Source organism: Alsobacter metallidurans, assembly GCF_014636935.1.
In the GTDB taxonomy this organism is placed as follows: domain Bacteria; phylum Pseudomonadota; class Alphaproteobacteria; order Rhizobiales; family Beijerinckiaceae; genus Alsobacter; species Alsobacter metallidurans.
Window position 1 is genome coordinate 375,226 of record NZ_BMES01000002.1, and the last position, 23,193, is coordinate 398,418.

18 protein-coding genes are annotated in these 23,193 nt (G+C 67.2%); 7 read left to right on the plus strand and 11 right to left on the minus strand.

The window, feature by feature from the left end:
- Positions 1-11: 11 nt before the first annotated feature.
- Positions 12-596, minus strand: coding sequence for a NuoB/complex I 20 kDa subunit family protein (locus tag IEV99_RS12065; protein ID WP_188518040.1), 585 nt, complete (start codon positions 594-596; stop codon positions 12-14).
- Positions 587-952, minus strand: coding sequence for an NADH-quinone oxidoreductase subunit A (locus tag IEV99_RS12070; protein WP_188518041.1), 366 nt, complete (start codon positions 950-952; stop codon positions 587-589). The genes IEV99_RS12065 and IEV99_RS12070 overlap by 10 nt, the downstream gene beginning before the upstream one ends.
- Before the next feature lie 294 nt (positions 953-1,246).
- Between IEV99_RS12070 and IEV99_RS12075 the strand changes: the two genes are divergently transcribed.
- The gene (locus tag IEV99_RS12075) at positions 1,247-2,002 is read left to right on the plus strand and encodes an SDR family NAD(P)-dependent oxidoreductase (RefSeq protein WP_188518042.1); all 756 of its coding nucleotides are present in this window, start codon (positions 1,247-1,249) and stop codon (positions 2,000-2,002) included.
- Positions 2,003-2,004: 2 nt separating this feature from the next.
- Here the strand turns inward: IEV99_RS12075 and IEV99_RS12080 are convergent, their stop codons facing one another.
- The 3 genes from IEV99_RS12080 to IEV99_RS12090 all read right to left on the minus strand — a co-directional run bounded on the left by IEV99_RS12080 (position 2,005) and on the right by IEV99_RS12090 (position 4,756).
- Complete coding sequence (locus IEV99_RS12080) at positions 2,005-2,538, minus strand: response regulator (RefSeq protein WP_188518043.1); 534 nt, start codon at positions 2,536-2,538, stop codon at positions 2,005-2,007.
- Positions 2,539-2,681: 143 nt separating this feature from the next.
- Complete coding sequence (locus IEV99_RS12085) at positions 2,682-3,716, minus strand: L-idonate 5-dehydrogenase (RefSeq protein WP_188518044.1); 1,035 nt, start codon at positions 3,714-3,716, stop codon at positions 2,682-2,684.
- A gap of 92 nt (positions 3,717-3,808) precedes the next feature.
- Positions 3,809-4,756, minus strand: coding sequence for an acetamidase/formamidase family protein (locus tag IEV99_RS12090; RefSeq protein WP_188518045.1), 948 nt, complete (start codon positions 4,754-4,756; stop codon positions 3,809-3,811).
- Between the two features lie 168 nt (positions 4,757-4,924).
- Between IEV99_RS12090 and IEV99_RS12095 the strand changes: the two genes are divergently transcribed.
- From IEV99_RS12095 to IEV99_RS12120, 6 genes are all read left to right on the plus strand, one after another.
- Positions 4,925-6,487 (plus strand): ABC transporter substrate-binding protein, encoded by a 1,563-nt coding sequence (locus IEV99_RS12095; protein WP_188518046.1) that lies wholly within the window; start codon positions 4,925-4,927, stop codon positions 6,485-6,487.
- A gap of 195 nt (positions 6,488-6,682) precedes the next feature.
- Complete coding sequence (locus IEV99_RS12100) at positions 6,683-7,651, plus strand: ABC transporter permease (RefSeq protein ID WP_188519633.1); 969 nt, start codon at positions 6,683-6,685, stop codon at positions 7,649-7,651.
- Positions 7,651-8,487, plus strand: coding sequence for an ABC transporter permease (locus IEV99_RS12105; protein ID WP_188518047.1), 837 nt, complete (start codon positions 7,651-7,653; stop codon positions 8,485-8,487). Before IEV99_RS12100 ends, IEV99_RS12105 begins: the two co-directional genes overlap by 1 nt.
- Positions 8,484-10,097, plus strand: a complete 1,614-nt coding sequence (locus tag IEV99_RS12110) for an ABC transporter ATP-binding protein (RefSeq protein WP_188518048.1) — start codon at positions 8,484-8,486, stop codon at positions 10,095-10,097. Before IEV99_RS12105 ends, IEV99_RS12110 begins: the two co-directional genes overlap by 4 nt.
- A 148-nt stretch (positions 10,098-10,245) precedes the next feature.
- A complete protein-coding gene (locus tag IEV99_RS12115; protein ID WP_188518049.1) occupies positions 10,246-11,553 on the plus strand; it encodes an ArgE/DapE family deacylase in 1,308 nt (435 codons plus the stop codon).
- 3 nt (positions 11,554-11,556) lie between these two features.
- Positions 11,557-12,600, plus strand: coding sequence for a histone deacetylase family protein (locus IEV99_RS12120; RefSeq protein WP_188518050.1), 1,044 nt, complete (start codon positions 11,557-11,559; stop codon positions 12,598-12,600).
- Here the strand turns inward: IEV99_RS12120 and IEV99_RS12125 are convergent.
- The 6 genes from IEV99_RS12125 to mfd form a co-directional block, all read right to left on the minus strand.
- The gene (locus IEV99_RS12125; protein ID WP_188518051.1) at positions 12,597-14,897 is read right to left on the minus strand and encodes a xanthine dehydrogenase family protein molybdopterin-binding subunit; all 2,301 of its coding nucleotides are present in this window, start codon (positions 14,895-14,897) and stop codon (positions 12,597-12,599) included. The genes IEV99_RS12120 and IEV99_RS12125 overlap by 4 nt on opposite strands.
- Positions 14,898-14,914: 17 nt before the next feature.
- Positions 14,915-15,802 (minus strand): ABC transporter permease, encoded by an 888-nt coding sequence (locus tag IEV99_RS12130; RefSeq protein WP_188518052.1) that lies wholly within the window; start codon positions 15,800-15,802, stop codon positions 14,915-14,917.
- Positions 15,803-15,806: 4 nt separating this feature from the next.
- Positions 15,807-16,694, minus strand: coding sequence for an ABC transporter permease (locus IEV99_RS12135; RefSeq protein ID WP_188518053.1), 888 nt, complete (start codon positions 16,692-16,694; stop codon positions 15,807-15,809).
- Positions 16,695-16,696: 2 nt separating this feature from the next.
- Entirely contained in the window at positions 16,697-17,761 is a 1,065-nt protein-coding gene (locus IEV99_RS12140; protein ID WP_188518054.1) for an ABC transporter ATP-binding protein, read from the minus strand.
- Between the two features lie 189 nt (positions 17,762-17,950).
- Positions 17,951-19,135: an ABC transporter substrate-binding protein gene (locus IEV99_RS12145; protein WP_188518055.1), complete on the minus strand. Its 1,185-nt coding sequence runs from the start codon at positions 19,133-19,135 to the stop codon at positions 17,951-17,953.
- A gap of 253 nt (positions 19,136-19,388) precedes the next feature.
- Entirely contained in the window at positions 19,389-22,943 is a 3,555-nt protein-coding gene (gene mfd / locus IEV99_RS12150; protein WP_244643834.1) for a transcription-repair coupling factor, read from the minus strand.
- Positions 22,944-23,193 lie beyond the last annotated feature (250 nt).

The window sequence follows — 23,193 nt, forward strand, 5'->3', positions numbered from 1 at the left end:
CCCGCTCGCGCTTAGCGTTCGATGGTGCCGGTGCGGCGGATCTTTTTTTGCAGCAGCAGCACGCCGTAGAGCAGCGCCTCGGCGGTGGGCGGGCAGCCCGGCACGTAGACGTCGATCGGCACGATGCGGTCGCAGCCGCGGACCACAGAATAGGAGTAATGGTAGTAGCCGCCGCCATTGGCGCAGCTGCCCATCGAGATCACGTAGCGCGGCTCCGGCATCTGGTCGTAGACCTTGCGCAGCGCGGGAGCCATCTTGTTGGTCAGCGTGCCGGCCACGATCATGACGTCCGACTGGCGCGGCGAGGCGCGCGGCGCGAAGCCGAAGCGCTCCACGTCGTAGCGCGGCATCGACATCTGCATCATCTCGACAGCGCAGCAGGCGAGACCAAACGTCATCCACATCAGCGAGCCCGTTCGGGCCCACTGGATGAGATCATCCGTGGCGGTGACGATGAAACCCTTGTCTGCGAGCTCGGCGTTCACGTCCGAGAAGAACGGATCATTGTGCCCGACCGGCTTGCCGGTGTTGGGATCAATGATGCCCTTCGGGGCCGGAGCGACGAGAGCGCCCTCGTTGGTGAGGGTCAATCCCATTCCAGGGCTCCTTTTCTCCACTCGTAGACGAAGCCGATCGTGAGGACGCCGAGGAAGATCATCATCGACCAGAAACCGAACAGCCCAACTTCCCGGAAGGCGACCGCCCACGGGAACAGGAACGCCACCTCCAGGTCGAAGATGATGAACAGGATCGACACGAGGTAGAACCGTACGTCGAACTTCATGCGGGCGTCGTCGAACGCGTTGAAGCCGCACTCGTAGGCCGACAGCTTCTCGGGATCCGGGTTCTGGTAGGCGATAATGAAGGGCGCCACGAGCAGCGCCCCGGCGATCACCAGCGACACGCCGATGAACAGCACGAGCGGCAGATATTCGACCAGATAGGCGGGCATGGCGTCTCCGCGCGGGCGGCGAAACTCGAACGATATTCCCGAAAGCCGGACGGCTTTTAGGGGTCGACGCAACCACAAGAGGTCGGGCGGGTCGTAAAATCGCCGAAGATCAGCGTCCCGCCCCTCCAAGGAGGGTCGCGCGGAGGCTTATCGCAGCGCATCGGGAACCGCAAGACACAAGGGGGTCGCACCGGCTTCGCCGTTGGTCGCGACTGCGACGGGAGCGCAATCGACCTCGACCGAGAACCCCCGATCCGTATAGTTGCGTCGGCAACCAACGGGAAATGCTCAGTTATGTCCAACACCATCGATCTTCAAGGCCGCGCGGCGGCCGTCACCGGAGGCGCGCAGGGCATCGGCTACGCGGTGGCCGCCCGGTTGCTCGAATCAGGCGCCTTGGTGGCGTTGTGGGATCGGGACGAAGCGCTTCTCGCCGAAGCCGCCTCCTCTCTGGCCGACAAGGGCCGGCTGATCACGGTCGCGTACGAGCAAACCGACCCGGATTCCTGCCTTGCGGCGGCCCGCAAGACCGAGGCCGAGTTCGGACGGCTCGACATTCTGGTGAACAACGCCGGCATCGCGGGCCAGAATGCGCCCGTGGCCGACTACCCGATCGAAGAGTGGCGCCGCGTCATCGACATCGACCTCAACGGCGTCTTCTACTGCTGCAGGGCCGTGACGCCCGGCATGGTGGCGCGCGGCTATGGGCGCATCGTCAACGTGGCGTCCATCGCCGGAAAGGAAGGCAACCCCAATGCGTCCGCGTATTCGGCCGCCAAGGCGGGCGTGATCGCGCTCACGAAGTCCCTCGGCAAGGAACTCGCCTCCCACGACATCGCGGTGAACTGCGTGACCCCGGCCGCCGCCAAGACGCGCATATTCGACCAGATGAAGCAGGAGCATATCGACTACATGCTCTCGCGCATCCCGCGCGGCCGGTTCCTGATGGTCGACGAAGCAGCCGCAATGATCGCCTGGCTCGTATCGCCGGACAATTCTTTCACCACCGGCGCCGTGTTCGACCTCTCGGGCGGACGCGCGACCTACTGAGCTCAGCCGGCGGCCGCAGCGGCTTCCCAGGAGTCATGCTGCGGCCCTTCCTCGACCGGCGCCGGAGCCGGGTTCAGCAGCATGCTCTGCGACCGCACGATCTTGGGCGCGATCCGCTCATCCATCTGCGGCTGGTTCTGATCGTCAAAGAAGTGGCCGATGCGCTCCCATAGCATCTTGGGCGAAAACGGCTTGCGCAGCACGTGGTAGACCTGCCTCTCGGCCGCCGAATCCACCACCCGGCGCGTGGGTCGCTCCGTGGTGACGATCACTGGCACGCTCGTTTCACGCACCCGCGTCGGATCGCGCAAGATGTCCAGGATCTCGACTGTAGAGAACTCCGGAAGCTCCCACTGCATGATGATCAGGCCGGGCTTGATCTCGCCCAGCCGCTCCAGCGCTTCGTAGCCGGTCGAAGCCTCGACAACCTGCCGCATGCCGACTGACATCAACATGTTCCTGACGATCCGGCGAACGAACGGGCTTTCGTCCGCGACGAGCACAGTGACGCTGGCATACAGCGGAGCCTTGATCATCTCGACGCACCAAACCCTAACTCGACACACGCTTCACACTAGATGTGAAGCGTTGAGGATTCAGTAAACGCCTGCCAGAGGCCCAAAAATACAGCGCCAGGTTGCGCGAAATAAGGTACTTTACTTTGAGTTGCTAAATCAAATTAGAAGCTCAACTGCACCTTCATCGCCCGGGTGCGATCGCCGGCAAGGTCAAACGCTTCAACTGCCGATTGGAACGGCAACGTTGCGCTGATCAGCGGCTTCACGTCGATCAGGCCGGCGCCCATGAGGCGCACCGCCAGCTCGAACTCATGGTCGAACCGGAAGGTGCCGCGCAACTGCAGCTCCTTCGCCACGATGGTGTTGATAGGCAGGCTCATGTCGCCGCCGAGCCCGACCTGCACGATCACGGCTCCCGGGCGCAGGATGTCGAGCGCGCCGACAAGCGCCGGCTGGGCTCCCGACGCCTCGAACAGCACGTCGAACGTTCCCTTGTTGGCCTTGAACGGCTCGAGTTCATGGCCTTCTCGCGCAACGTTAACGGTGCGGGAGGCGCCCAGCGAGCGGGCGAGCTCCAGCGGTTTGTCGGCCATGTCGGTGACGAGGATTTCGGACGCGCCGCCGAGGCGCGCGACCAGCAGGCACAGTGCGCCGATGGGCCCCGCGCCTGTGATGAGCACACGCTTGCCGAGCAGCGGCCCGGCCTGGACGCCAGCGTGCAGGCACACCGCGAGCGGCTCCGCCATTGCGGCTTCGCCGAGGCTGACCGAGTCGGCCACCGGCACGGCCTGGGAAGCGTCGATCGTCACATATTCACGGAAGCCGCCCTGCACGTGCGGAAACCGCATGGCGCTGCCCATGAAGCGCATGTCGGTGCAGTGCTGCCGCATGCCGCGCTGGCAGTAGTCGCAACGGCCGCAAGGCCGGCTGGGGTTCACGGCCACGCGCGCGCCGATCGCCAGGTGCGAAACGCCCTCCCCCAGTTCGGCGACGACGCCCGAAATCTCATGGCCGAGCGCCATGGGCTCCTTGACGCGCACCAAGCCGAACCCGCCGTGATGATAATAATGGAGGTCCGACCCGCAGATGCCGCCGGCCTTGATGGCCACGCGCACCTCGTTGGGGCCGGGCGCCGGCGCCTCGGCGATCGAGTCCACCCGCAGGTCCATGGGCGCATGAATGACGACGGCGCGCATCTGATCTCTCCTGAACGGCCCCAAGGTGGCGGGCGGTGTTTGACGTCATCTAAACCGGTTTGCAAGGCGACGGTGAGGAGAAAAGCCGTGCGTCAGCTCGCCCTCGCCTCGACCAGCGCCTTGTCGATCATGCAGTGAACGCCTTTGTGCTGGTTCACGGTTTGGGTGATGCGCAGGTCCGCCGCGAGGCTGCACAACGCATAGGCCTGCTCGCGCGTGATCCCCGTGCGGTCGACGATCCAGGCGATCATGTCGCGCAGCGCCTTCTCGGCGCAGCGGTCGAGGTCGGGATCCATGCCGAACGTCATCAGGCGCGTCGGTGTTTCGGCGCGCGGATAGGTCCAGCCGAGATCCTTGCGCAAATGCAGTTCGAGCGTCCCTTGGAGCGCGGTCTCGATGGCCGTGACATTGACCTCGCCATCGCCCTGAACGCCGTGCCCATCTCCACACGAGAACATGGCTCCATCCACGAAGACCGGGAGATAAAGCGTCGAGCCTGCGACCAGCTCCTTGTTGTCCAGATTACCCCCGAAGGCGCGCGGGATGATGGACGTGCAACGGCCCCATTCCGGCGGCGGCGCGACGCCCATGACGCCGAAGAAGGGCTTCAGCGGGATATCCAGCCCCCAGGGCAGCCGCCCGACCATGCGCTCCGCGTCGAGCGGGATGTTCATGTAGTGATAGGCGGGAAAGTCATCCGGCAACGTGCCCGAGAGCGGCCGGTTGTAGTTGAAGCCCCAATCCTGCCGGAGCTGGACGTCGAGGATCCGGACTTCCAGCACGTCGCCGACCTTGGCGCCCTGCACGGCGATCGGACCGGTTATGATGTGCCCTGACGTCGGGCCCGTCTGCGCCGCGTGTAGGGCGAGAAGCTCAGGCGGTACGTGGAAGCCGGTCGGCGGCAACACGTCCGGCCCGCCGCTGAGGCTGTCCACTGTCACGCGGTCGCCGCTCGCGATGGTAAGGACCGGCGCGTTGCGGGCGTCGAACCATCCCCAGCAGCAGGTTTCGAGCGATGCGTGGAGCGTGTGGTCGGTCATCGGCGGTCCCTCTTGATGGAGCGGGATCATGCAGCCGCTCCCGACCAGGGTCGAGCCCTGCGGGAGCAGAACAGGTCCGCAAATGCCCTGCACGCGGAAGTCGTTTTTGACAGTGTCGCAACGGCTTGCATAATCCAGGCTTCAATGGGCGATACGGGGACATTTCTGATGCAGCTTTGGAAAAAGACGGCGTCGCTGGCGCTTGCCTTGGCCTTGTTGGGTTCCGCCAGCGCCCTTGCGCAGACGCCCAAGAAGGGCGGCGTGGCCCAGGTGATCGTCACCCCTGAGCCCCCGATGTTGATGCAGGGCCTCAACCAGACCGGCCCCACAAACATGATCGCCGGCAACATCTACGAATCGATGTTGCGCTTCGACGACAAGCTCCAGCCCATGCCGTCATTGGCCAAGAGCTGGAAGGTGTCGGAGGATTCCAAAGTCTTCACCTTCACGCTGCAGGACGAAGTGAAGTGGCACGACGGCAAGCCGTTCTCGGCCGACGACGTGGTGTTCACGCTCGACAAGTTCCTGCGGGAGGTGCACCCGCGCTGGCGCCCCATCGTCAACAATCAGGTCGAGAAGATCGAGAAGACAGACGACAAGACCGTCGTCATCACGATGAAGCAGCCCTTCGGCCCGCTGCTTTTCGCCATGGAGGTCGCTTCCGCGCCCATCATCCCGAAGCACCTCTACGAGGGCACGGACTACAAGAACAATCCGAACAACAACACGCCGATCGGCACCGGCCCGTTCAAGTTCAAGGAATGGAAGAAGGGCTCCTACATCCAGCTGGTCCGCAACCCGGATTACTACCTGAAGGACAAGCCGGCGCTGGACGAGGTCTATTACCCGTTCATTCCGGACGCCGCGGCCCGCGCAGTCGCGTACGAGACCGGCAAGGTCGATGTGCTGACCGGCGGCGCGGTGGACATCTTCGACGTCCCGCGGCTGGCCAAGCTGCCCAACACCTGCATGACCACCAAGGGCTGGGAAATGTTTGCCCCCCACGCGTGGATCACCCCCAACGTGCGCAATGGCATTCTGGGCAGCAAGGAATTCCGTCAGGCGATGATGTACGCCATCGACCGGGATTTCGGGAAAGACGTCGTCTGGAACGGCTTCGGCAAGATCCCGACCGGGCCTATCTCGTCCAAGACCAAGTTCTACTCGGATAACGTGAAGAAGTACTCCTACGACCCAAAGAAGGCGAAGGAGCTCGTCAAGGCGTCTGGCTACAAGGGCGAGACCATCAAGTTCCTGGGCCTGCCCTATGGCGAGACGTGGACGCGCTGGGCCGAGGCGATCAAGCAGAACTTTGCTGATGTCGGCATCAACATGGAGATTGTGACGACGGACGTCCCCGGCTGGGTGCAGAAGACCAGCAACTGGGACTTCGACCTTACCTTCAACTTCCTCTACCAGCTCGGCGACCCGGCCATCGGCGTCAGCCGCTCCTACGTGTCGGGCAACATTGCCAAGGGCAACCCGTTCGGCAATGTGGGCGGCTACTCCAACCCGGAGGCCGACAAGCTCTTCGCCGACGCCGCCGTCGCGCCGACGCCCGAGAAGCGCCAGGAGCTCTACACCAAGGTGCAGCAGGTGCTGGCCGAGGACCTGCCCGTTCTGTGGCTGCTCGAGCTCGAATACCCGACCATCTATCGCTGCAACATCAAGAACCTGGTCACCACCGGCATTGGCGTGAATGACGGCTTCCGCGACGCCTGGAAGGAGTAGGCGCGCTTTCGCGGGCTCTGCGCATCTCTATCCCGCGCGGCGGGGAAGATGTCGGCGCCAGCCGACAGAGGGGGCGGTCGTGCTCCGCGAACGACGCCGCGCACCCCCCGCCCCTCCCTGCCCTCCCCCGCTGCGCGGGAGAGGGTTCCGCCTGCCACACGTCGCGGCGGTGAGAAGGATGTTTGATTGATGGGCATGGCCCGGTTCCTGGCGTCGCGATTGCTGAAGGGCGTCGTCGTGCTCTTCGCCATCGCGGTGCTGAACTTCTTTCTCATCCGCGCCGCGCCGGGCGATCCCGCGGCCGTGATGGCGGGCGAGGCCGGCGCCGCGGATGCGCAATTCCTGCAGCAGCTGCGCGAGCAGTTCGGGCTCGATCGCTCCATTCCTTATCAACTGGGCGTCTACCTGAAGGGCTACGCCACGCTCGACCTAGGCTACAGCTATCGCCAGCAGCGCAGCGTCGCGGCCGTGGTCGGGGAGCGCCTGCCCGCCACGCTGCTGCTCACGGGCGCGGCCTTCATCATCTCGCTGGCGCTCGGCAGCCTGCTCGGCATCTTGGCCGCGGCGCGCGCCGGGCGGTGGTCAGACAGCCTGATCACCACGGCCGCGCTGGTGTTCTACGCCACGCCATTGTTCTGGATCGCGCTGATGAGCCAGATCGTGTTCGCGCTGAAGCTCGGCTGGGTGCCCAATGTGGGCTACGAGACCATCGGGGCCCACTACACGGGCCTCGCCCGTGCGCTCGACATCGCCAGCCATCTCGTTCTGCCGGCGCTGACGCTGGGCCTCTTCTTCACCGCCCTCTACGCCCGCATGATGCGCGCCAGCATGCTGGAGATCGCCGGGGCGGACTTCATCAAGACGGCCCGCGCCAAGGGGCTGCGCCCCTCGGTGATCACCCGCCGCCACATCGCCCGCAACGCCATCCTGCCGATTGTGACGCTCGCCGGCCTGCAGGCCGGACAGCTCGTAGGCGGCGCGGTGCTGACCGAGACCGTTTTCGCCTGGCCGGGAATCGGCCGCCTCATGTTCGAGGCGCTGGTGCAGCGCGACTACGCGGTGCTGCTCGGCGTCTTTTTTGTCTGCTCCGCCATGGTGGTGCTGTTCAACATCGTGACGGACCTCGTCTACCGGGTCGCCGACCCGCGCATCGAGGCCGCCTGATGGGCTTCATGTCTCGGTTCGCCGCAAACAAGGGCGCGCTGGTCGGCCTCGTTCTGCTGATCGCGCTGCTCGCGTTCGCAGTGCTCGGCCCCTGGCTCTACCCCACCTCGCCCTGGCGCATGGTGGCGCGGCCCTTCACCGCGCCCTTTGTCACCGACCGCTTCCTCCTTGGCACCGACACGCTAGGCCGCGACGTTGCGGCCGGGCTTGTCCACGGCACCCGAATCTCCATCCTGATCGGCTTCGTGTCCACCCTTGTGGCGCTCCTCATCGGCGTGCCTCTGGGCGCGCTGGCCGGCTATTTCGGCGGCTGGATCGACGACGCGCTGATGCGCATCACCGAATTCTTCCAGACCATCCCGAGCTTCGCGCTCGCCATCGTGCTCGTCGCCGTGCTGCAGCCCTCGATCTATTCCATCGTGCTCGCCATCGGCATCGTCAGCTGGCCGCCGGTGGCGCGCCTCGTGCGGGGCGAGGTGCTGTCGCTGCGGACGCGCGAATACGTCCAAGCCGCCATCACGGTCGGGCAATCGACGCTGCGCATCATCTTCAGCCAGGTGCTGCCCAACACAGTCGCGCCCATCATCGTGATGGCGTCCCTGATGGTCGCGAGCGCCATCTTGCTGGAATCGTCCCTTTCCTTTCTGGGCCTCGGCGATCCAAACCTGATGACCTGGGGCTACATGGTGGGCGCCGGCCGCACCCGCCTGATGGACGCGTGGTGGATAAGCTTCTTCCCCGGCGTGGCGATCTTCCTCACGGTGCTGGCGCTCAATCTTGTTGGCGAAGGGCTCAACGATGCGCTCAACCCGCGCCTGTCGCGAGGCCGCGAGTGAGCCAGCGCCCCGTTCTCGACATCCGCGGCCTCACGCTCGCCCTGCCCGCTCTGGCGGACCGCCCGTACGCCGTGAGCGGCCTCGATCTCGCAATCGCGCCCGGCGAGCTGCTGTGCGTCGTCGGCGAGTCCGGGTCCGGCAAGTCCATGGCCGCCCATGCCGTGATGGGCCTCTTGCCCCGGGCCGTGAAGCCGGTCGCCGGCCAGGTGCTCCTCAACGGGCGCGACCTGCTGGCGCTGGACGACGCCGCCATGCGGGACGTTCGCGGGCGGGAGGTCGGCATGATCTTCCAGGAGCCCATGACGTCGCTGAACCCCGTCATGAGGGTCGGGGACCAGATCGCCGAAACGCTCGAGGCGCACCGCATCGGCGACGGTGCGAGCCGGATGCGACGCGCCGTGGAGCTCATGACCGAGGTGGGCCTGCCCGACCCGGCTCGCATGGCCCGTGCGTTCCCGCATCAGCTGTCCGGCGGTCAACGCCAGCGCGTGATGATCGCCATGGCGCTGGCGCTCCAGCCAAAGCTTTTGATCGCCGACGAACCCACGACCGCGCTCGACGTCACCACACAGGCGCAGATCCTGAAACTGGTCGATGCGCTCCGCCGCGACCACGGCACGGCCGTGTTGTTCATCACCCATGATTTCGGCGTCGTCGCCGAGATCGCGGACCGGATCGCGGTGCTGCAGCATGGCGTCGTGGTGGAGCAAGGCCCGGCCGACGCCGTGCTGGGCGATCCCCGGCACGACTACACCAGACGGCTGCTCGCGGCCGTGCCGTCGCTGACGCCGCCCCCTCCCCGGCCCCGCGCCGAAGGCGAACCCGTCCTGTCGGTGAAGGGCCTGGGCAAGATCTACCAACGGCGCAGCCTTTTCGGCGCGGGGCGGGTCGTGCAGGCGGCGTCGGACGTCTCTTTCTCCATCGCCCGCGGCGAGACGCTCGGGCTGGTGGGCGAGTCCGGCTCCGGCAAGTCCACGGTCGGCCGCTGCTGCTTGCGGCTGATCGAGCCCGACGCCGGCGAGATCCGCATCGACGAGCTCGACATCACGGCCCTGTCGGCGCGCGCCTTCCGGCCGCACCGCAAGCGCATCCAAATGGTGTTCCAGGACCCTTTCGCGTCGCTGAACCCGCGCCGCACGGTGGGCCGCATCATCGCCGAGGGGCCGGTGGCGCAGGGCGTCGAGCCAAAGGCAGCGCTGGAGCGGGCCCGCGAATTGCTGGCCCTTGTCGGCCTGACGCCGGGCGCCATCGACCGCTACCCGCATGAATTCTCCGGCGGCCAGCGCCAGCGCATCGGCATCGCCCGCGCCCTGGCGCTCGATCCCGAGATCCTGGTCGCCGACGAGGCGGTCTCGGCGCTGGACGTCTCCGTGCAGGCGCAGATCCTCGACCTCATCCAGGACCTGAAGAAACGGCTCGGCCTCGCCATCCTGTTCGTCACCCATGACCTGCGCGTCGCCGCCCAGATCTGCGACCGGATCGCCGTGATGCAGCGCGGCGAGATCGTCGAGATGGGCGACACCGCCACGCTCTTCGCCGCGCCGAAGCACCCTTACACCCAGCAACTCCTCGCCGCCGTGCCCGGCGCCCGCAGGCTCAAGGCGCCGTGATGTGGACAAACATCTCCGAACCACTCTCCCGTCATTGCGAGCGAAGCGAAGCAATCCAGACGCTGGGCGTCAGGCCGGACGCCTGGATTGTTTGTCGCTTCGCTCCCCGCAATGCCGGGAGAAAGCCGGCCGCCAAAGGACCAAACCCATGCCGCTCGACCCCGCCCTGCGTGACCGCATCATCGCCGCCGTGGACGCCGGCTTTTCCGAGCAGGTCGCCTATACGCAAGATCTGATCCGCTTCCCGTCGCTGCGCGGCGAGGAGCAGGCCATCCAGGATTTCGTGTTCCGCGCCATGCGCGACCGAGGCCTGGCGATGGACCGCTTCGCCATGGACGAGGCGGCCATCACGGCCCATCCGGGCGGCGCGCCGTTCAGCGCCGAGCATTCGCAAGCGCCCATCGTGGTCGGCATCCACCGGCCGCGAAACGAGGCCGGCCGCTCGCTGATCCTGCAGGCGCATGTGGACGTGGTGCCGACAGGCCCCGCCGACATGTGGAGCCGCCCACCTTTCGAACCCGCCATCCAGGGCGACTGGGTCTATGGCCGCGGCGGCGCAGACATGAAGGCCGGCCATGCCGCCAACCTGTTCTGCCTCGACGCGCTGCGCCGCATCGGCCTGCAGCCGGCGGCCACCGTCTATGTGCAGTCCGTCGTGGAGGAGGAGTCCACCGGCAACGGCGCCCTGATGACGCATCTGCGCGGCTACAAGGCGGACGCCGTGCTCATCCCCGAGCCGGAGGAGGAGATGCTGGTGCGCGCCAACACGGGCGTGCTCTGGTTCCAGGTGGAGGTGCGCGGCGTGCCCGTTCATGTGCGCGAGATGGGCGCGGGCGCCAACGCCATCGACGCCGCCTATCGGATCATCGCCGACCTGCGCGGGCTTGAGGAAGAGTGGAACGCCCGCAAGGCGGGCCGGCCCCACTTCGAGAACGAGGAGCATCCGATCAACCTCAACATCGGCAAGATCGAGGGCGGCGACTGGGCCTCCTCGGTGCCCTGCTGGTGCCGCATCGACTGCCGCGTCTCGATCTATCCGGGCACGAGCGCCGACGAGGCCGCCCGCGAGATCCGCGAGCGCATCGGCGCCTTCGCGCGGTCCGACCGGTTCCTGGCCAACAACCCGCCGAGCGTGGACTTCAACGGCTTCCATGCGGAAGGTTATGTGCTGGAGCCCGGCTCCGACGCCGAGACCGTGCTGGGCCACGCGCACGAGGCCGCGACCGGTTCGGCCCTGAAGAGCTTCATGACCGCCGGCTATCTCGACACCCGCGTCTATGCGCTCTACGACCGCATCCCGGCGCTTTGCTACGGCCCGAAGTCGGAAAACATCCACGGCGTCGACGAGCGCGTCAGCCTGGCGTCGCTGAAGCGCATCACCGCCACGATGGCGCTGTTCGTCGCCGAATGGTGCGGCGTCGAGTCCATTGCGACATCCGCAGGCGCGAGAGGCTGAGCCATGAAGGCGTTCTTTCATCCCGCGCAGCGCCTGCACGAGCCCCGGCAGTTCATGCGCTCAGGCGTGATCAGCGACCCGAAGGACGTCGCCGACCGCGTCGCGCCGCTGCTCGCCGCGCTGGGCCGCCATGGCGTGTCGGTCACGGAGCCTGCGGACTACGGCGTTAAGCTCGCCCTTTCGGTGCACTCCCCCGCCTACGTGGAGTTCCTCCGCTCGGCCTTTGAACGCTGGTCGGCGCTGCCCAACGCCGGTCCCGAGGTGCTGCCCAACGTATTCCCCTACTGGAACGGCGATCCCGGCCGCGCGGGCCGCCCACCCTGCCCGTCCCCGTCAATCATCGCGCAGGCAGGGTGGTACATGGGCGACCTCGCGGTCCCGATCGGACCGCACACATGGCGCTCGGCGCTCGCGTCCACGCACACGGCCGTTGCCGCAGCGGACGCGGCGCTGGACGGCGAGCGCTACGCCTATGCGCTGTGCCGCCCCTCCGGGCACCACAGCCGCGGCGATCGCGCCAGCGGCTTTTGCTACCTCAACAACTCCGCCATCGCGGCCGAGCGGCTGCGCGGCCGCTACGGCAAGGTCGCAGTGCTGGACGTCGACGCCCATCACGGCGACGGAACGCAAGAGATCTTCTATCGCCGTGATGACGTCCTGACCGTCTCCGTGCACGTCGATCCGCAGGGCTACTACCCCTTCTTCACTGGCTACGAGCATGAAACCGGGCACGGCGCTGGCGAGGGTTTCAATCGCAACCTGCCGCTCGCGGTAGGCTCCGGAGACGCGGCGTTCCTTGCCGCGGTCGACGCCGGCATCAAGGCCGTCACGACGTTCGGCGCCCAGGCGCTGGTCCTTGCCCTCGGCTATGACGGCCACAAGGACGACCCGATCACCGCATTGACGCTGACCACCGGCGTCTACCGCGCGATCGGCGAGCGAATCGCTCCGCTCGGGCTCCCCACCGTGGTCGTCCAGGAAGGCGGCTACCAGGTATCGGTGATTGGCGATTGCCTCGACGCGTTTCTGGCCGGCCTCTCGGCCTAGCCACGCATCGCTCGCCAAACGCGCTCGGCCGTCGCCGGCATGTCGATATGCTCGACGCCGAAGGGCCGCAGCGCGTCCACGACTGCGTTGATCACGGCCTGCGGCGCCGCGATGGCGCCGGCCTGCCCCGACCCCTTGGCCCCGATCGGGTTCGCGTCGGTCGGGATCTCGACGAAGCGGATGTCGAGCCAGGGCAGATCGCCACCGCGAGGCATTGCGTAGTCCATAAAGGTGGCGCTCAGGATCTGGCCGCCGTCACGCTCGTAAAGCGCTTCTTCCATCAAAGCCTGCCCAATGCCCTGCGCGACTCCGCCATGGATCTGGCCCTCGGCCAGCAGCGGGTTCAGCAGCACGCCGTAGTCGTCCACGGCCGTGTAGCGCGCCAGTGTGACCGCGCCGCTGTTACGGTCGACCTCGACCTCCGCGATGTGGCAGCCATTCGGAAATGTGTAGCGATCGCACCGGTTGTCGCCGTGCCCTTCCAGGGTCTCGTCCTGTCCCGCTTCGACGAGAGCCCGCGCGACGCCGCTAAGATCGACCGTCCCGCTCACGCCTTCCGGCGTCAGGGCGGTGAAAGCCCCATCCGAGTAGGCGACCGCCGCCTCGTCCGCCTGCAGCAGGCGCGCCGCGATCGGCAGGGCTCGGCGCAGGAGATCCTCGGCGGCCAGCAGCAGCGCCGTCCCGCCCATGTGGACCGAGCGTGCGCCGCCATGTCCGCCGCCGCGCGGAACGGTTCGGGTGTCGCCCTGCACGAAGCGAAACCGGTCGTGCGGCAGCCCCAGCCTGTCCGCCACGAGCTGGACGAAGCTCGTTTCGTGCCCCTGCCCGTTGGACTGCGTGCCGATCGCGACCTCGATCGCGTCCGGCCTGACGCGCAGCCAGGCTTCCTCGTCCGGTTGCCCGCGGGACGTTTCGAGGAAACAGCCGACGCCGAAGCCCCTGAGCTTGCCGCTAGCTGCCGACTGCGCCTTGCGCGCGTCGAAGCCGGCGCGGTCTGCGGCGAGCAGCGCCCGCTCAAGGTTCTCGGCGAATTCGCCGCAATCGATCGTAAACCCGAGCGCGTTGCGGTGCGGAAAGGCGCGGATGAAGTTGCGCCGGCGCAGGTCCGCCGCATCGACGCCCAGCCGCCCTGCCGCGATGTCGATCAGCCGCTCCAGCAGGTAGTTCGCCTCCGGCTTGCCGGCGCCCCGATAGGCGTCCACTGGCGCGGTGTTGGTGAAGGCGCCCCGCACGTCCATGGTGACGGCAGGAATGTCATAGAGCCCGCCCATCGCGGGCGTCGGCGCCGTGGTGGCCGCGCCGGGACCGAGCGAGCTCACATAGGCGCCCAGATTGGCGACGGTCTCGACCGAGAGGGCCAGAAATCGCCCATCCGCGTCTAGCGCAAGCCGGGCGCGGGTGTGGTTGTCGCGCCCGTGCGCGCCGCTGGTGAACTCCTCCGTCCGATCCGCGACCCACCGGATCGGCGCCCGCAGCCGCCGCGCGGCCCATAGCAGTAGCGGGTATTCCGGATAGGTGACGTTCTTCATCCCGAACCCGCCGCCGACGTCCGGGCAGACGAGATCCACCCGGTCCGGCGCAACGCCCAGCACGGTCGCGGTCTCCCGGCGGATCTGGTGCACGGACGCGCCGCTGAGTTCGAGAAGAAAACGGTCGCCGGCCTCGTCCCAGCGCGCGATCGCTGCGCGCGGCTCCATGGCGGCGGCGGCGACGCGGTTGTTGACGAGGTCGAGCTCGACGACATGCGCCGCGGCGTCGAACTGAAGGCGCGTCGCGGCGAAATCGCCTCGCCGGTAATGAAAGGCGCGATTGCCCTGAGCTTCGGCCCACAGCGCGGGCGCATCGGGCGAAAGCGCCTCGGTGGGATCGGTGACCGCCGGCAGCGTCTCGTAGTTGACCACGATCTGCTCGAGGGCATCCACGGCGGCACGGCGCGTGTTCGCGACCACCAGCGCGACCGGGTCGCCGACATGCCGCACACGCCCAAGGCAGAGCGGCGGCCGTGGCGGCACGACGAGGCCGGCTGCTTCGTCGAGCGTCAGCGAGCACGGCAGATGGCCCACGCCGTCGCGGGCGAGGTCCTCGCCGGTGAAGATCGCCCGCACGCCGGCGACCTGCAGGGCGTCCGCTGCGTCGACGCTGCGGATGTCGGCATGCGCATGCGGCGAGCGCAGCACGACGGCGACGAGCTGGCCGTTCGCCGGGGCGTCGTCGAGATAGCGCCCCTGCCCTGTCAGGAACCGCTCGTCCTCGACGCGGCGCAGCGAACGAGGATCGCGCGCCGCCGCCGTGAGCACGTCCCTGCCCTCGCGGGTCAATGCGCCGGCTGGCGCTTGGCGCGCGTCACCATCTGGGTCGGGTTGACGAAGCGCAGCGCGATCACGAGCCAGATCAGCGTCGTCACCATGTAGACCACCGCCATGGCGTCGATGGACTGCACGGCCCGCACGCCCGCCGCGAACACCGCATAGTAGAGCGCCACCACGAGCGTCTGGCTGGTCGGCCCCGCCGTCAGGAAGGTCAGTTCGAACATCGCGATGGTGCGCACCAGCACGAGCAGTAGCGAGGCCAGGATGCCGGGCATCAGCAGCGGCAGGAGCACGTAGATGAACATCTTGAACGTGCCCGCGCCAAACACCCGCGCGGCGGCTTCCACGCGCGGATCGATCTGCTCGATGAACGGGATCATCACCAGGATCACGAAGGGGACGGTCGGGACCAGATTGGCCAGGATCACGCCCGCCATCGTGCCGCCAACGCCCGACTGGTAGAGCACCGTCGCAAGTGGGATGCCGAACGTCACAGGCGGCACCAGCAGCGGCAACAGGAACAGCAGCATCAGCGCCTTCTTGCCCGGGAACTCCCGCCGCGCCATCGCATAGGCGGCCGGAACGCCGAGCAGGCCCGACAGCATCACCACCGCGCCGACGATCTGGAACGTCACCAGCAGCACGTCGTGGAGCTGGAACTCCTCCCAGGCGGAGACATACCACCGCGTCGTGTAGCCGCTCGGCAGCCACGAACGCAGCCAGCGGGTCGCGAAGGAGCTCGTGACCACGGCCGCGATGATGCCGAGCAGGTTGATGATGAAGAAGATCACGGTGGTCCACACCGCGATGATCCAGAGACGCGAACCGACCGAGCGCAGGGCCGAAGGACCGGTCGTCGCCGCAGACGCGGACGGGAGGGAAACGGCGGTCATCGGGTCAGCCTTTCGCGCCGGCGGCCGGGCCGCGATAGAACAGGTTGCGGGCCGCCAGCACGGCCACGACCACGACCAGCTGCACCGCGCCCATGATCATCGCGATCGCGGAGGCCATGCTGTAGTCGTACTCCTCGAAGGCCGCTTGGTAGGCCGCGATCGAGATCACGCGCGTTGGCCCGGCGGGCGCGCCGAGAAGCACCGCGGAGGGAAACACCGAATAGGCCTGCACAAAGGAGAGGCAGAAGGTGATCGCCAACCCGGGCACCAGCAACGGCAGGAAGATATGCCGGAACCGCTCGGCCGCCCGCGCGCCCAGCGTCGCGGCCGCCTGTTCGAGGCCGGGGTCGATGCCCGTCACATAGGACAGCGTCAGCAGAAAGGTGAACGGGAAGCCGGTGATCAGCAGGGACAGGAACACGCCCCAGTAATTGTGCACGAGCTTGATCTGCGACACGTTGAACAGACCGGTGGACGTGAGCGCCCGCACGAACCAGCCCTGCGGGCCGAAATAGTTCAGCATGCCCTCGGCCACCAGCACGGTGCCGAGCGTGATCGGCAGCACCAGGATGGTGGTCAGCAGCCGCTGATGCCGCATCAGCCTCACCCGGAACGCGACCGGCACGGCCAGGAACAGGTTCATCAGCGTCACCGGCACGGCCAGCGCCAGGGTCGTGTAGATCGTGTCATACAGGAACGGATCGGCGAAGAACTTGCCGTAGTTGCCCAGCAGCGTGCCGTCCTTGGGCCGGAACGACAGCCACAGCCCATAGCCGAACGGGTAGACGAACAAGGCGATCAGCACGATCGCGGCGGGCAGCACGAGCAGCGTCACGCCGTCGAGGCCGCGGGCGGACAGGCGCGTGCTGAGGGGAATGGCGGGGGTCGCCATGCTCAAGCTCCCGGATACACGAGGACGCGATGCGGCTCGGCCCCGAGCCGCACGGCGGCTCCCGGCGCGAGGCGCTGCTCGGAGCGGAAGAAGAGTTCGTCCCCCGTCTTGGAGCGCGCCTGGCCAAAGAAGTCGCGGCCGCGATACTCGATGGCTTCCACCACGGTGTCGATGCCGTGTGCGTCGGGCGCCACCGGCACCATGTCGTCCGGCCGGACCGCCGCGATGGCGGTGTCGCCCGTGAGCGCCTCCTGGACCACGCCGTCCAGCGTCGTGCCGGCCACCGTCAGCTGCACCCTGTTGCCATCACGCGCCTGCACGCGGCCGTTGATGCGGTTGCGGAAGCCCATGAACTCGGCGACGTCGAGATGCGCCGGCCGGGCGTAGAGATCCTCCGGCGCGCCGACCTGCCGGATGGCGCCGTCGCGCAGCACGACAATTCGGTCAGCCAGCGACAGCGCCTCGTCCTGGTCATGCGTGACATAGATCGTGATACAGCCGAGGCTCTGGTGAATGCGACGGATTTCCTGGCGCATCTCGAGGCGCAGCTTGGCGTCGAGGTTGGACAGCGGCTCGTCCATCAGCACCAGCGGCGGATCGATCGCGATGGCGCGCGCGATCGCGACGCGCTGTTGCTGGCCGCCCGAGAGCTGGCCCGGCAGCTTGTGCGCCTGGGTGTCGAGCCGAACGGTCCGGATCGCCTCCTCGACGCGCGGCGCCGCCTCGTTCTTCGGGATGCCGCGCATCTTCAGGCCGAAGCCGATGTTGTTGCGCACTGTCATATGCGGAAACAGCGCGTAGTTCTGGAAGACCATTCCGAAGCCGCGATCCTCGGTCGGCAGCGTGTCGATGCGCCTGTCGTCCAGCATGATCTGCCCGCGCGTGGTGGGCAAAAGCCCCGCGATACAGTTCAGCGCCGTGGACTTGCCGCAGCCGGACGGGCCCAGCAACGCCACGAACTCCCCGCGCTTGATCTCGAGCGTCAGGTCGCGCAACGCGTTGACGACGCCGAAGTCGCGGCTGACGCCTTCGAGGCGCAAGGATTTAAAGGAGGACAGCAGGGTCATGGGGGTCTCGACTGAGGGCCCTCCGCAAGGCGGCGAGCGGGAGCGCGATGGTCGGTCAGATGTTGTGGGCGTCGGCCGTCGGCCGATGGCGGCCCGGCTTGAACCAGAGCGCCGGCGTAGCAGCCGAGTCCCGGGTGTGACCGCGAGACAGGGGCCGCGGGCGAACCCGCGACCTCTGCCGCTTACTTCTTACTTCGTCTTCTTGGAGCCGATCTCTTCGTCCCACCGGCGGAACGCCGCCACCATGGGCTCGGGCTCGAGCGGCAGCTCGAGCGGCACCTCGGCGATCAGCTTCTCGTATTCGGGACGGCCGAATTCCTTGATGGCGGCCTGGCTCTCGGCCGGGGCCATCGAGAGCGGGACGTCCTTCACGGCAGGGCCCGGATAGAAGTAGCCCTCGTCGTAGGTATAGGCCTGCGCTTCCTTGCCGAGCATGAACTTCATGACATCGAGCAGGACCGCGACCTTCTCGTTGGACAGGCCCTTCGGCACCACCATGTAGTGCGCGTCGATCACCCAGCGGAAGTTCTTCAGCGTGGTGATCTTGGCTTCCTTCGGGACGACGCCGAGGACGCGCGGGTTGATGTCCCAGCCGGTGGTGGACACGATGATGTCGCGGGTGCCTTCGCCCAGCTCCTTCATGGTCGCGCCGGTGCCGGTCGGGTAGTACTCGATGTTCTGGCCGAGTTCCTTGAGATAGGCCCAGGTCTTGTCCCAGCCCTTCATGGGATCCTTGGGATTGCTGTCGCCCAGGATGTAGGGAAGGCCCATCATGAAGGTGCGGCCCGGGCCCGAATTGGCCGGACGGGCGTAGAGGAACTTGTTCGGATTTTGCTTGGTGAAGGCGAGCAGCTCCTCCACCGAGGTCGGCGCCGTCTTCACCTTGTCGGGCATGTATTCGAGCAGAGGGCCGGACGGGTAGTAGGCGCAAACGACGCCCTGCCCTCGGGCCAGCGTCTGCATCATGGCCGCGCCCTTGAGGTAGATGTCGTCGAGCTTGGGCAGCGCGGCGGCGTGCTGGCCGAGCAGGTCAAGCCAGAGGCCCTGCTGGATGCCGGCCGCGAGCGCGTCGGTGCCCGTCAGCACCATGTCGATGTCGAGGCGGCCGGCGTCCTGCTGAGCCTTGATCTTGCCCGGCAACTCGGGCGCGGGCGCCTTCGTGAAGGTGAACTTGGAGACGACGTTCGGCTTGGCCTTGCGGTAGGCCTCAAAGGCCTTCTGGGTCAGCGCCAGGTTGCCGGCCACGTCTACGATGTTGAGCGTGACGGGATCCTTGGGCATCGCGAGCTGCGCGAATGCACGGTTGGTCCCCAGCGTGGCGAGGCCCGCCGCTGCGCCCATCAGCCCGCGGCGCGAGAGCTTGAACTCTGTCATTCTTGTCGTCCTCCCATCAGATCGGGCGCGGAGCTTGGAGCCGCCCTCGTCGCCGTTCGGCGTACTTTCGCGAATTCGATCGATTTAACAAGCTTAGATTGCGGCGCCGGCTGTAGGTGAAGCGAGATTTCCGTAGTTTAGCAGCTTTCGGGAAAGCCGCAGCGGAGTGGCCGACGCCACAGCCGCAAGACTAGGAGCCTTCGCCCCCTGCTGTCACGCCGCCTCTTGAGCGTTAAAGCCGCCCTGCGGGCCGTCAGGCCGCCTTGCGGGTCTCGGCGATGCGGGTGAGGTCGCGCAAGATCCGGGTCGCGCCCTTCAGCCGCTCATCGAGCTCGTCGAAGTCGCGGATGATCACGATCTTCATGTCCGGCCGCACCTTGGCCAGCGACCCTTGCTCGCCGATGAAGCGCACCAGCCCTTCCGGATTGGCGAAGGCGTTGTCGCGGAAGCTCAGGATCAGCCCCTTCGGGCCGGCGTCCACCTTCTCGACATTCGCGCGGCGGCATAACGCCTTGATGGCCACGATGGCGAGCAACTGCTTTACCTCGTCCGGCAACGGCCCGAAGCGGTCGATCATCTCGGCCCCGAAGCCCTCGATGTCCTGGTCGTTGTCCAGCATCGACAGGCGCTTGTAGAGCCCGAGCCGCAGATGCAGATCCGGCACGTAGTGCTCGGGGATCATCACGGGCGCGCCCATGGTGATCGACGGCGACCACTGGCCCTCCACCGCATCCTCGTCCGAAATGCCGGCCTTGAGCTGCGCGACGGCGTCCTCCAGCATCTGCTGGTAGAGTTCGTAGCCCACTTCCTTGATGTGGCCCGACTGCTCGTCGCCAAGCAGGTTGCCGGCGCCGCGGATGTCGAGGTCGTGGCTGGCGAGCTGGAATCCGGCCCCCAGCGTATCCAGCGACTGCAGCACCTTCAGCCGCCGCTCGGCCTGCACCGTCATGGTCTTGTTGGCCGGCACGGTGAACAGCGCATAGGCGCGCGTCTTGCCGCGACCGACACGGCCGCGCAGCTGATAGAGCTGGCCGAGGCCGAACATGTCGGCCCGATGCACGATCAGCGTGTTGGCGGCCGGGATGTCGAGGCCGGATTCGACGATCGCGGTGGACAGCAGGATGTCGTACTTGCCCTCGTAGAAGGCTGTCATCACGTCTTCCAGCTCGGTCGCGGCGAGCTGCCCATGCGCCACCGCGACCTTCGCCTCCGGCACCTCGGCGGCCAAAAAGGCGCGCGCCTCCGCGATGTCCTCGATGCGGGGACAGACATAGAAGCTCTGGCCGCCTCGATAGCGTTCGCGCAGCAGGGCTTCGCGCACGATCAGCGGATCGAACGGCGTCACGAAGGTTCGCACCGCGAGACGGTCCACCGGCGGCGTCGCGATGATCGAGAGCTCCCGGACGCCCGTCAGCGCCAGCTGCAGCGTGCGCGGGATCGGCGTCGCCGAGAGCGTGAGCACGTGGACCTCGGCGCGCAAATCCTTCAGCCGCTCCTTGTGGCCCACGCCGAAATGCTGCTCCTCGTCGACGATCAGCAGCGCAAGATCCTTGAAGGTGATCGCCTTGCCGAGCAGCGCGTGGGTGCCGACCACGATGTCGATGGTCCCATCCGCGAGCCCGGCCTTCACGGCCTTCAGCTCGGCGGCGGGCACGAAGCGCGACGCCTGCGCGACCTTGATCGGCAGCCCGTGGAAGCGCTCCGAAAAGGTCTTGTGGTGCTGGCGCGCCAGAAGCGTGGTCGGCACCACCACGGCGACCTGCCGTCCCGCCATCGCGGCCGCGAAGGCGGCGCGCAGCGCCACCTCGGTCTTGCCAAAGCCGACGTCGCCGCAGATCAGGCGATCCATCGGGCGGCCGGAGCTCAAGTCGTCCAGCACCGAGTCGATGGCGTTCTGCTGGTCCTCGGTCTCGTCATACGGGAAGCGGGCCGCGAACTCGTCATAGACGCCGTCCGGCGGCGCCAGTCGGGGCGCTTCCTTCAGGGCGCGCGCCGCCGCAATCTTGATCAGCGCATGCGCCATCTCGCGAATGCGCTGCTTCAGCTTGGCCTTGCGGGCCTGCCAGTTGCCGCCGCCGAGGCGATCGAGCGCCACCTCGGTGTCCTCCGAGCCGTAGCGCGACAGGAGCTCGATGTTCTCCACCGGCAGGAACAGCTTGGTGTCGCCCGCGTAGTGGATCTCGAGGCAATCATGAGGAGCGCCTGCGGCGTCGATTGACTTCAACCCAACGAACCGGCCGATGCCGTGGTCGACATGCACCACGAGATCGCCCTGCGTCAGGCTGGCCACCTCGGCCAGCATGTCCTGCGGGCGCTTGGAGCGGCGCGCCTTGCGGACGAGCCGATCGCCCAGAATGTCCTGCTCGGCCACCACTGCGATGTCGCCGGCTTCGAAACCCGCCTCCATGCCCCACACCGCGAGGCTCGGCACGTTGCGCGGATGCGCCATGGCGTGCGCGAGCACCTGCACGGAGACCGCGCCCTTCAGGCCGTGGTCGCCCAGCACATGCGCCAGCCGCTCGCGCGAGCCGTCGGACCACGCCGACAGGATCACGCGCTTGCCGTCGCCCTGCAGCGCCCGGATATGCGCCACGGCGGCGTCGAACACGTTGGAAGCGCCGCTCTCGCCCTCCTGGGCGCGCTCGGCCGAGAAGGACCGGCCCTGGCGGGCGCCCAAGTCGATCACCGCCCTGCCCGCGCCTTCCGGCTGGGCGAACGGCGTCAGGCGCGCCACCGGCGCGGCCGCGATGCGCTCGGCCCACTCCTCGGGCGTGAGATAGAGCATCTCGGGCGGCAGGGGCTTGTAGGGCGCGCCGGGAGCTCCGCCCTTGTCCATCACGGTCTTGCGGGCGTCATAGTAGTCCTGGATCTGCGACAGCCGCTCGCCGATGGCGTCGTCGACATTGTGGTCCAGCACCAGCGGCGCGTTGGCGAAATAGTCGAACAGCGTGTCCAGGCGCTCGTGGAACAGCGGCAGCCAGTGTTCGAGCCCGGGATGGCGGCGGCCTTCGCTCACCGCCTCGTAGAGCATGTCGTCGCGCGTCGCCGTGCCGAAGCGCGCGAGGTAGCCCTGCCGAAACCGCTTGATGTTCTCGGTGGTGAGCTGCACCTCGCTCATCGGCACGAGGTCGAGGGAGCGAAGCTGCCCGGTCGTGCGCTGCGTCTCGGGATCGAAGGCGCGAATGGACTCCAGCGTGTCGCCAAAGAAATCGAGGCGCACGGGCGCGGGCAGGCCCGGGGCATAAAGGTCGACGATCCCGCCGCGCACGGCGTATTCACCCGTCTCCCGCACCGTGGAGGTGCGCAGGAAGCCGTTGGTCTCCAGCCATCCTGCCAGAGCCGTGGTGTCCACCATGTTGCCCGGCGCGGCCGAGAAGCTCTCGGTCGCGACCTTCCGCCGCTCGGCGGCGCGCTGCAGGACCGAGTTCACCGTGGTGGTGAGGATACGCGGCTTGGCCTCGCCCGAGCGAGACCGCGCCAGCCTGGCCAGCACCGTCATGCGCTTGGCCGCCACGGCGGCGTTGGGCGACACACGGTCATAGGGCTGACAATCCCAGGCCGGCAGAGACAGTATCTCGAGTTCCGGCGCCACGAAGGCGAGACCGGCCTCCACCATCGCTTGGCGCTGACCGTCGCGCGCCACGAACACCAGCACGGCCGGGCGTTCCGGGCCCGTTCGCGCGAGCGTGCGCGCAAGATCCGCCACCACGATCGCGTCGAACCCGTCCGGCACGGAGGACAGGATCACGCTCTGGCCGGAGCCGATCAGGTCGGCTATCCGGTCGTTGGTGCGCTGGGGTTTGGCCATGTTCATCCCAAATGCAAAACGGCCCGGGCCCCGTTTCGGGTCCAAGTTCAAGGATCAGGAGCGCTGGCTAGCGCATCCATTCAGGCGAGGCAAATAGGGCGACGTCGCTCCGATCGCCAGCCGCCGCGAGATCTGTCGACGACATGCGGCGCCAAAACCCGGGATGAACGTTGTTGTTCGACGCCGGACCTGGCCGGAGCCGTCGCAACGCATCGGATCATCACCAAACAGGCAGCTAGACCTTGAGCAT

Bases quoted from the DNA above. Each gene is read 5' to 3' on its own strand.
- IEV99_RS12095 (WP_188518046.1), top strand. From the start codon at position 4,925: ATGCAGCTTTGGAAAAAGACGGCGTCGCTGGCGCTTGCCTTGGCCTTG.
- IEV99_RS12140 (WP_188518054.1), bottom strand. From the start codon at position 17,761: ATGACCCTGCTGTCCTCCTTTAAATCCTTGCGCCTCGAAGGCGTCAGC.
- IEV99_RS12120 (WP_188518050.1), top strand. From the start codon at position 11,557: ATGAAGGCGTTCTTTCATCCCGCGCAGCGCCTGCACGAGCCCCGGCAG.
- IEV99_RS12070 (WP_188518041.1), bottom strand. From the start codon at position 952: ATGCCCGCCTATCTGGTCGAATATCTGCCGCTCGTGCTGTTCATCGGC.
- IEV99_RS12080 (WP_188518043.1), bottom strand. From the start codon at position 2,538: ATGATCAAGGCTCCGCTGTATGCCAGCGTCACTGTGCTCGTCGCGGAC.
- IEV99_RS12115 (WP_188518049.1), top strand. From the start codon at position 10,246: ATGCCGCTCGACCCCGCCCTGCGTGACCGCATCATCGCCGCCGTGGAC.
- IEV99_RS12085 (WP_188518044.1), bottom strand. From the start codon at position 3,716: ATGCGCGCCGTCGTCATTCATGCGCCCATGGACCTGCGGGTGGACTCG.
- IEV99_RS12075 (WP_188518042.1), top strand. From the start codon at position 1,247: ATGTCCAACACCATCGATCTTCAAGGCCGCGCGGCGGCCGTCACCGGA.
- IEV99_RS12105 (WP_188518047.1), top strand. From the start codon at position 7,651: ATGGGCTTCATGTCTCGGTTCGCCGCAAACAAGGGCGCGCTGGTCGGC.
- IEV99_RS12090 (WP_188518045.1), bottom strand. From the start codon at position 4,756: ATGACCGACCACACGCTCCACGCATCGCTCGAAACCTGCTGCTGGGGA.
- IEV99_RS12100 (WP_188519633.1), top strand. From the start codon at position 6,683: ATGGCCCGGTTCCTGGCGTCGCGATTGCTGAAGGGCGTCGTCGTGCTC.
- IEV99_RS12065 (WP_188518040.1), bottom strand. From the start codon at position 596: ATGGGATTGACCCTCACCAACGAGGGCGCTCTCGTCGCTCCGGCCCCG.
- mfd (WP_244643834.1), bottom strand. From the start codon at position 22,943: ATGGCCAAACCCCAGCGCACCAACGACCGGATAGCCGACCTGATCGGC.
- IEV99_RS12135 (WP_188518053.1), bottom strand. From the start codon at position 16,694: ATGGCGACCCCCGCCATTCCCCTCAGCACGCGCCTGTCCGCCCGCGGC.
- IEV99_RS12130 (WP_188518052.1), bottom strand. From the start codon at position 15,802: ATGACCGCCGTTTCCCTCCCGTCCGCGTCTGCGGCGACGACCGGTCCT.
- IEV99_RS12145 (WP_188518055.1), bottom strand. From the start codon at position 19,135: ATGACAGAGTTCAAGCTCTCGCGCCGCGGGCTGATGGGCGCAGCGGCG.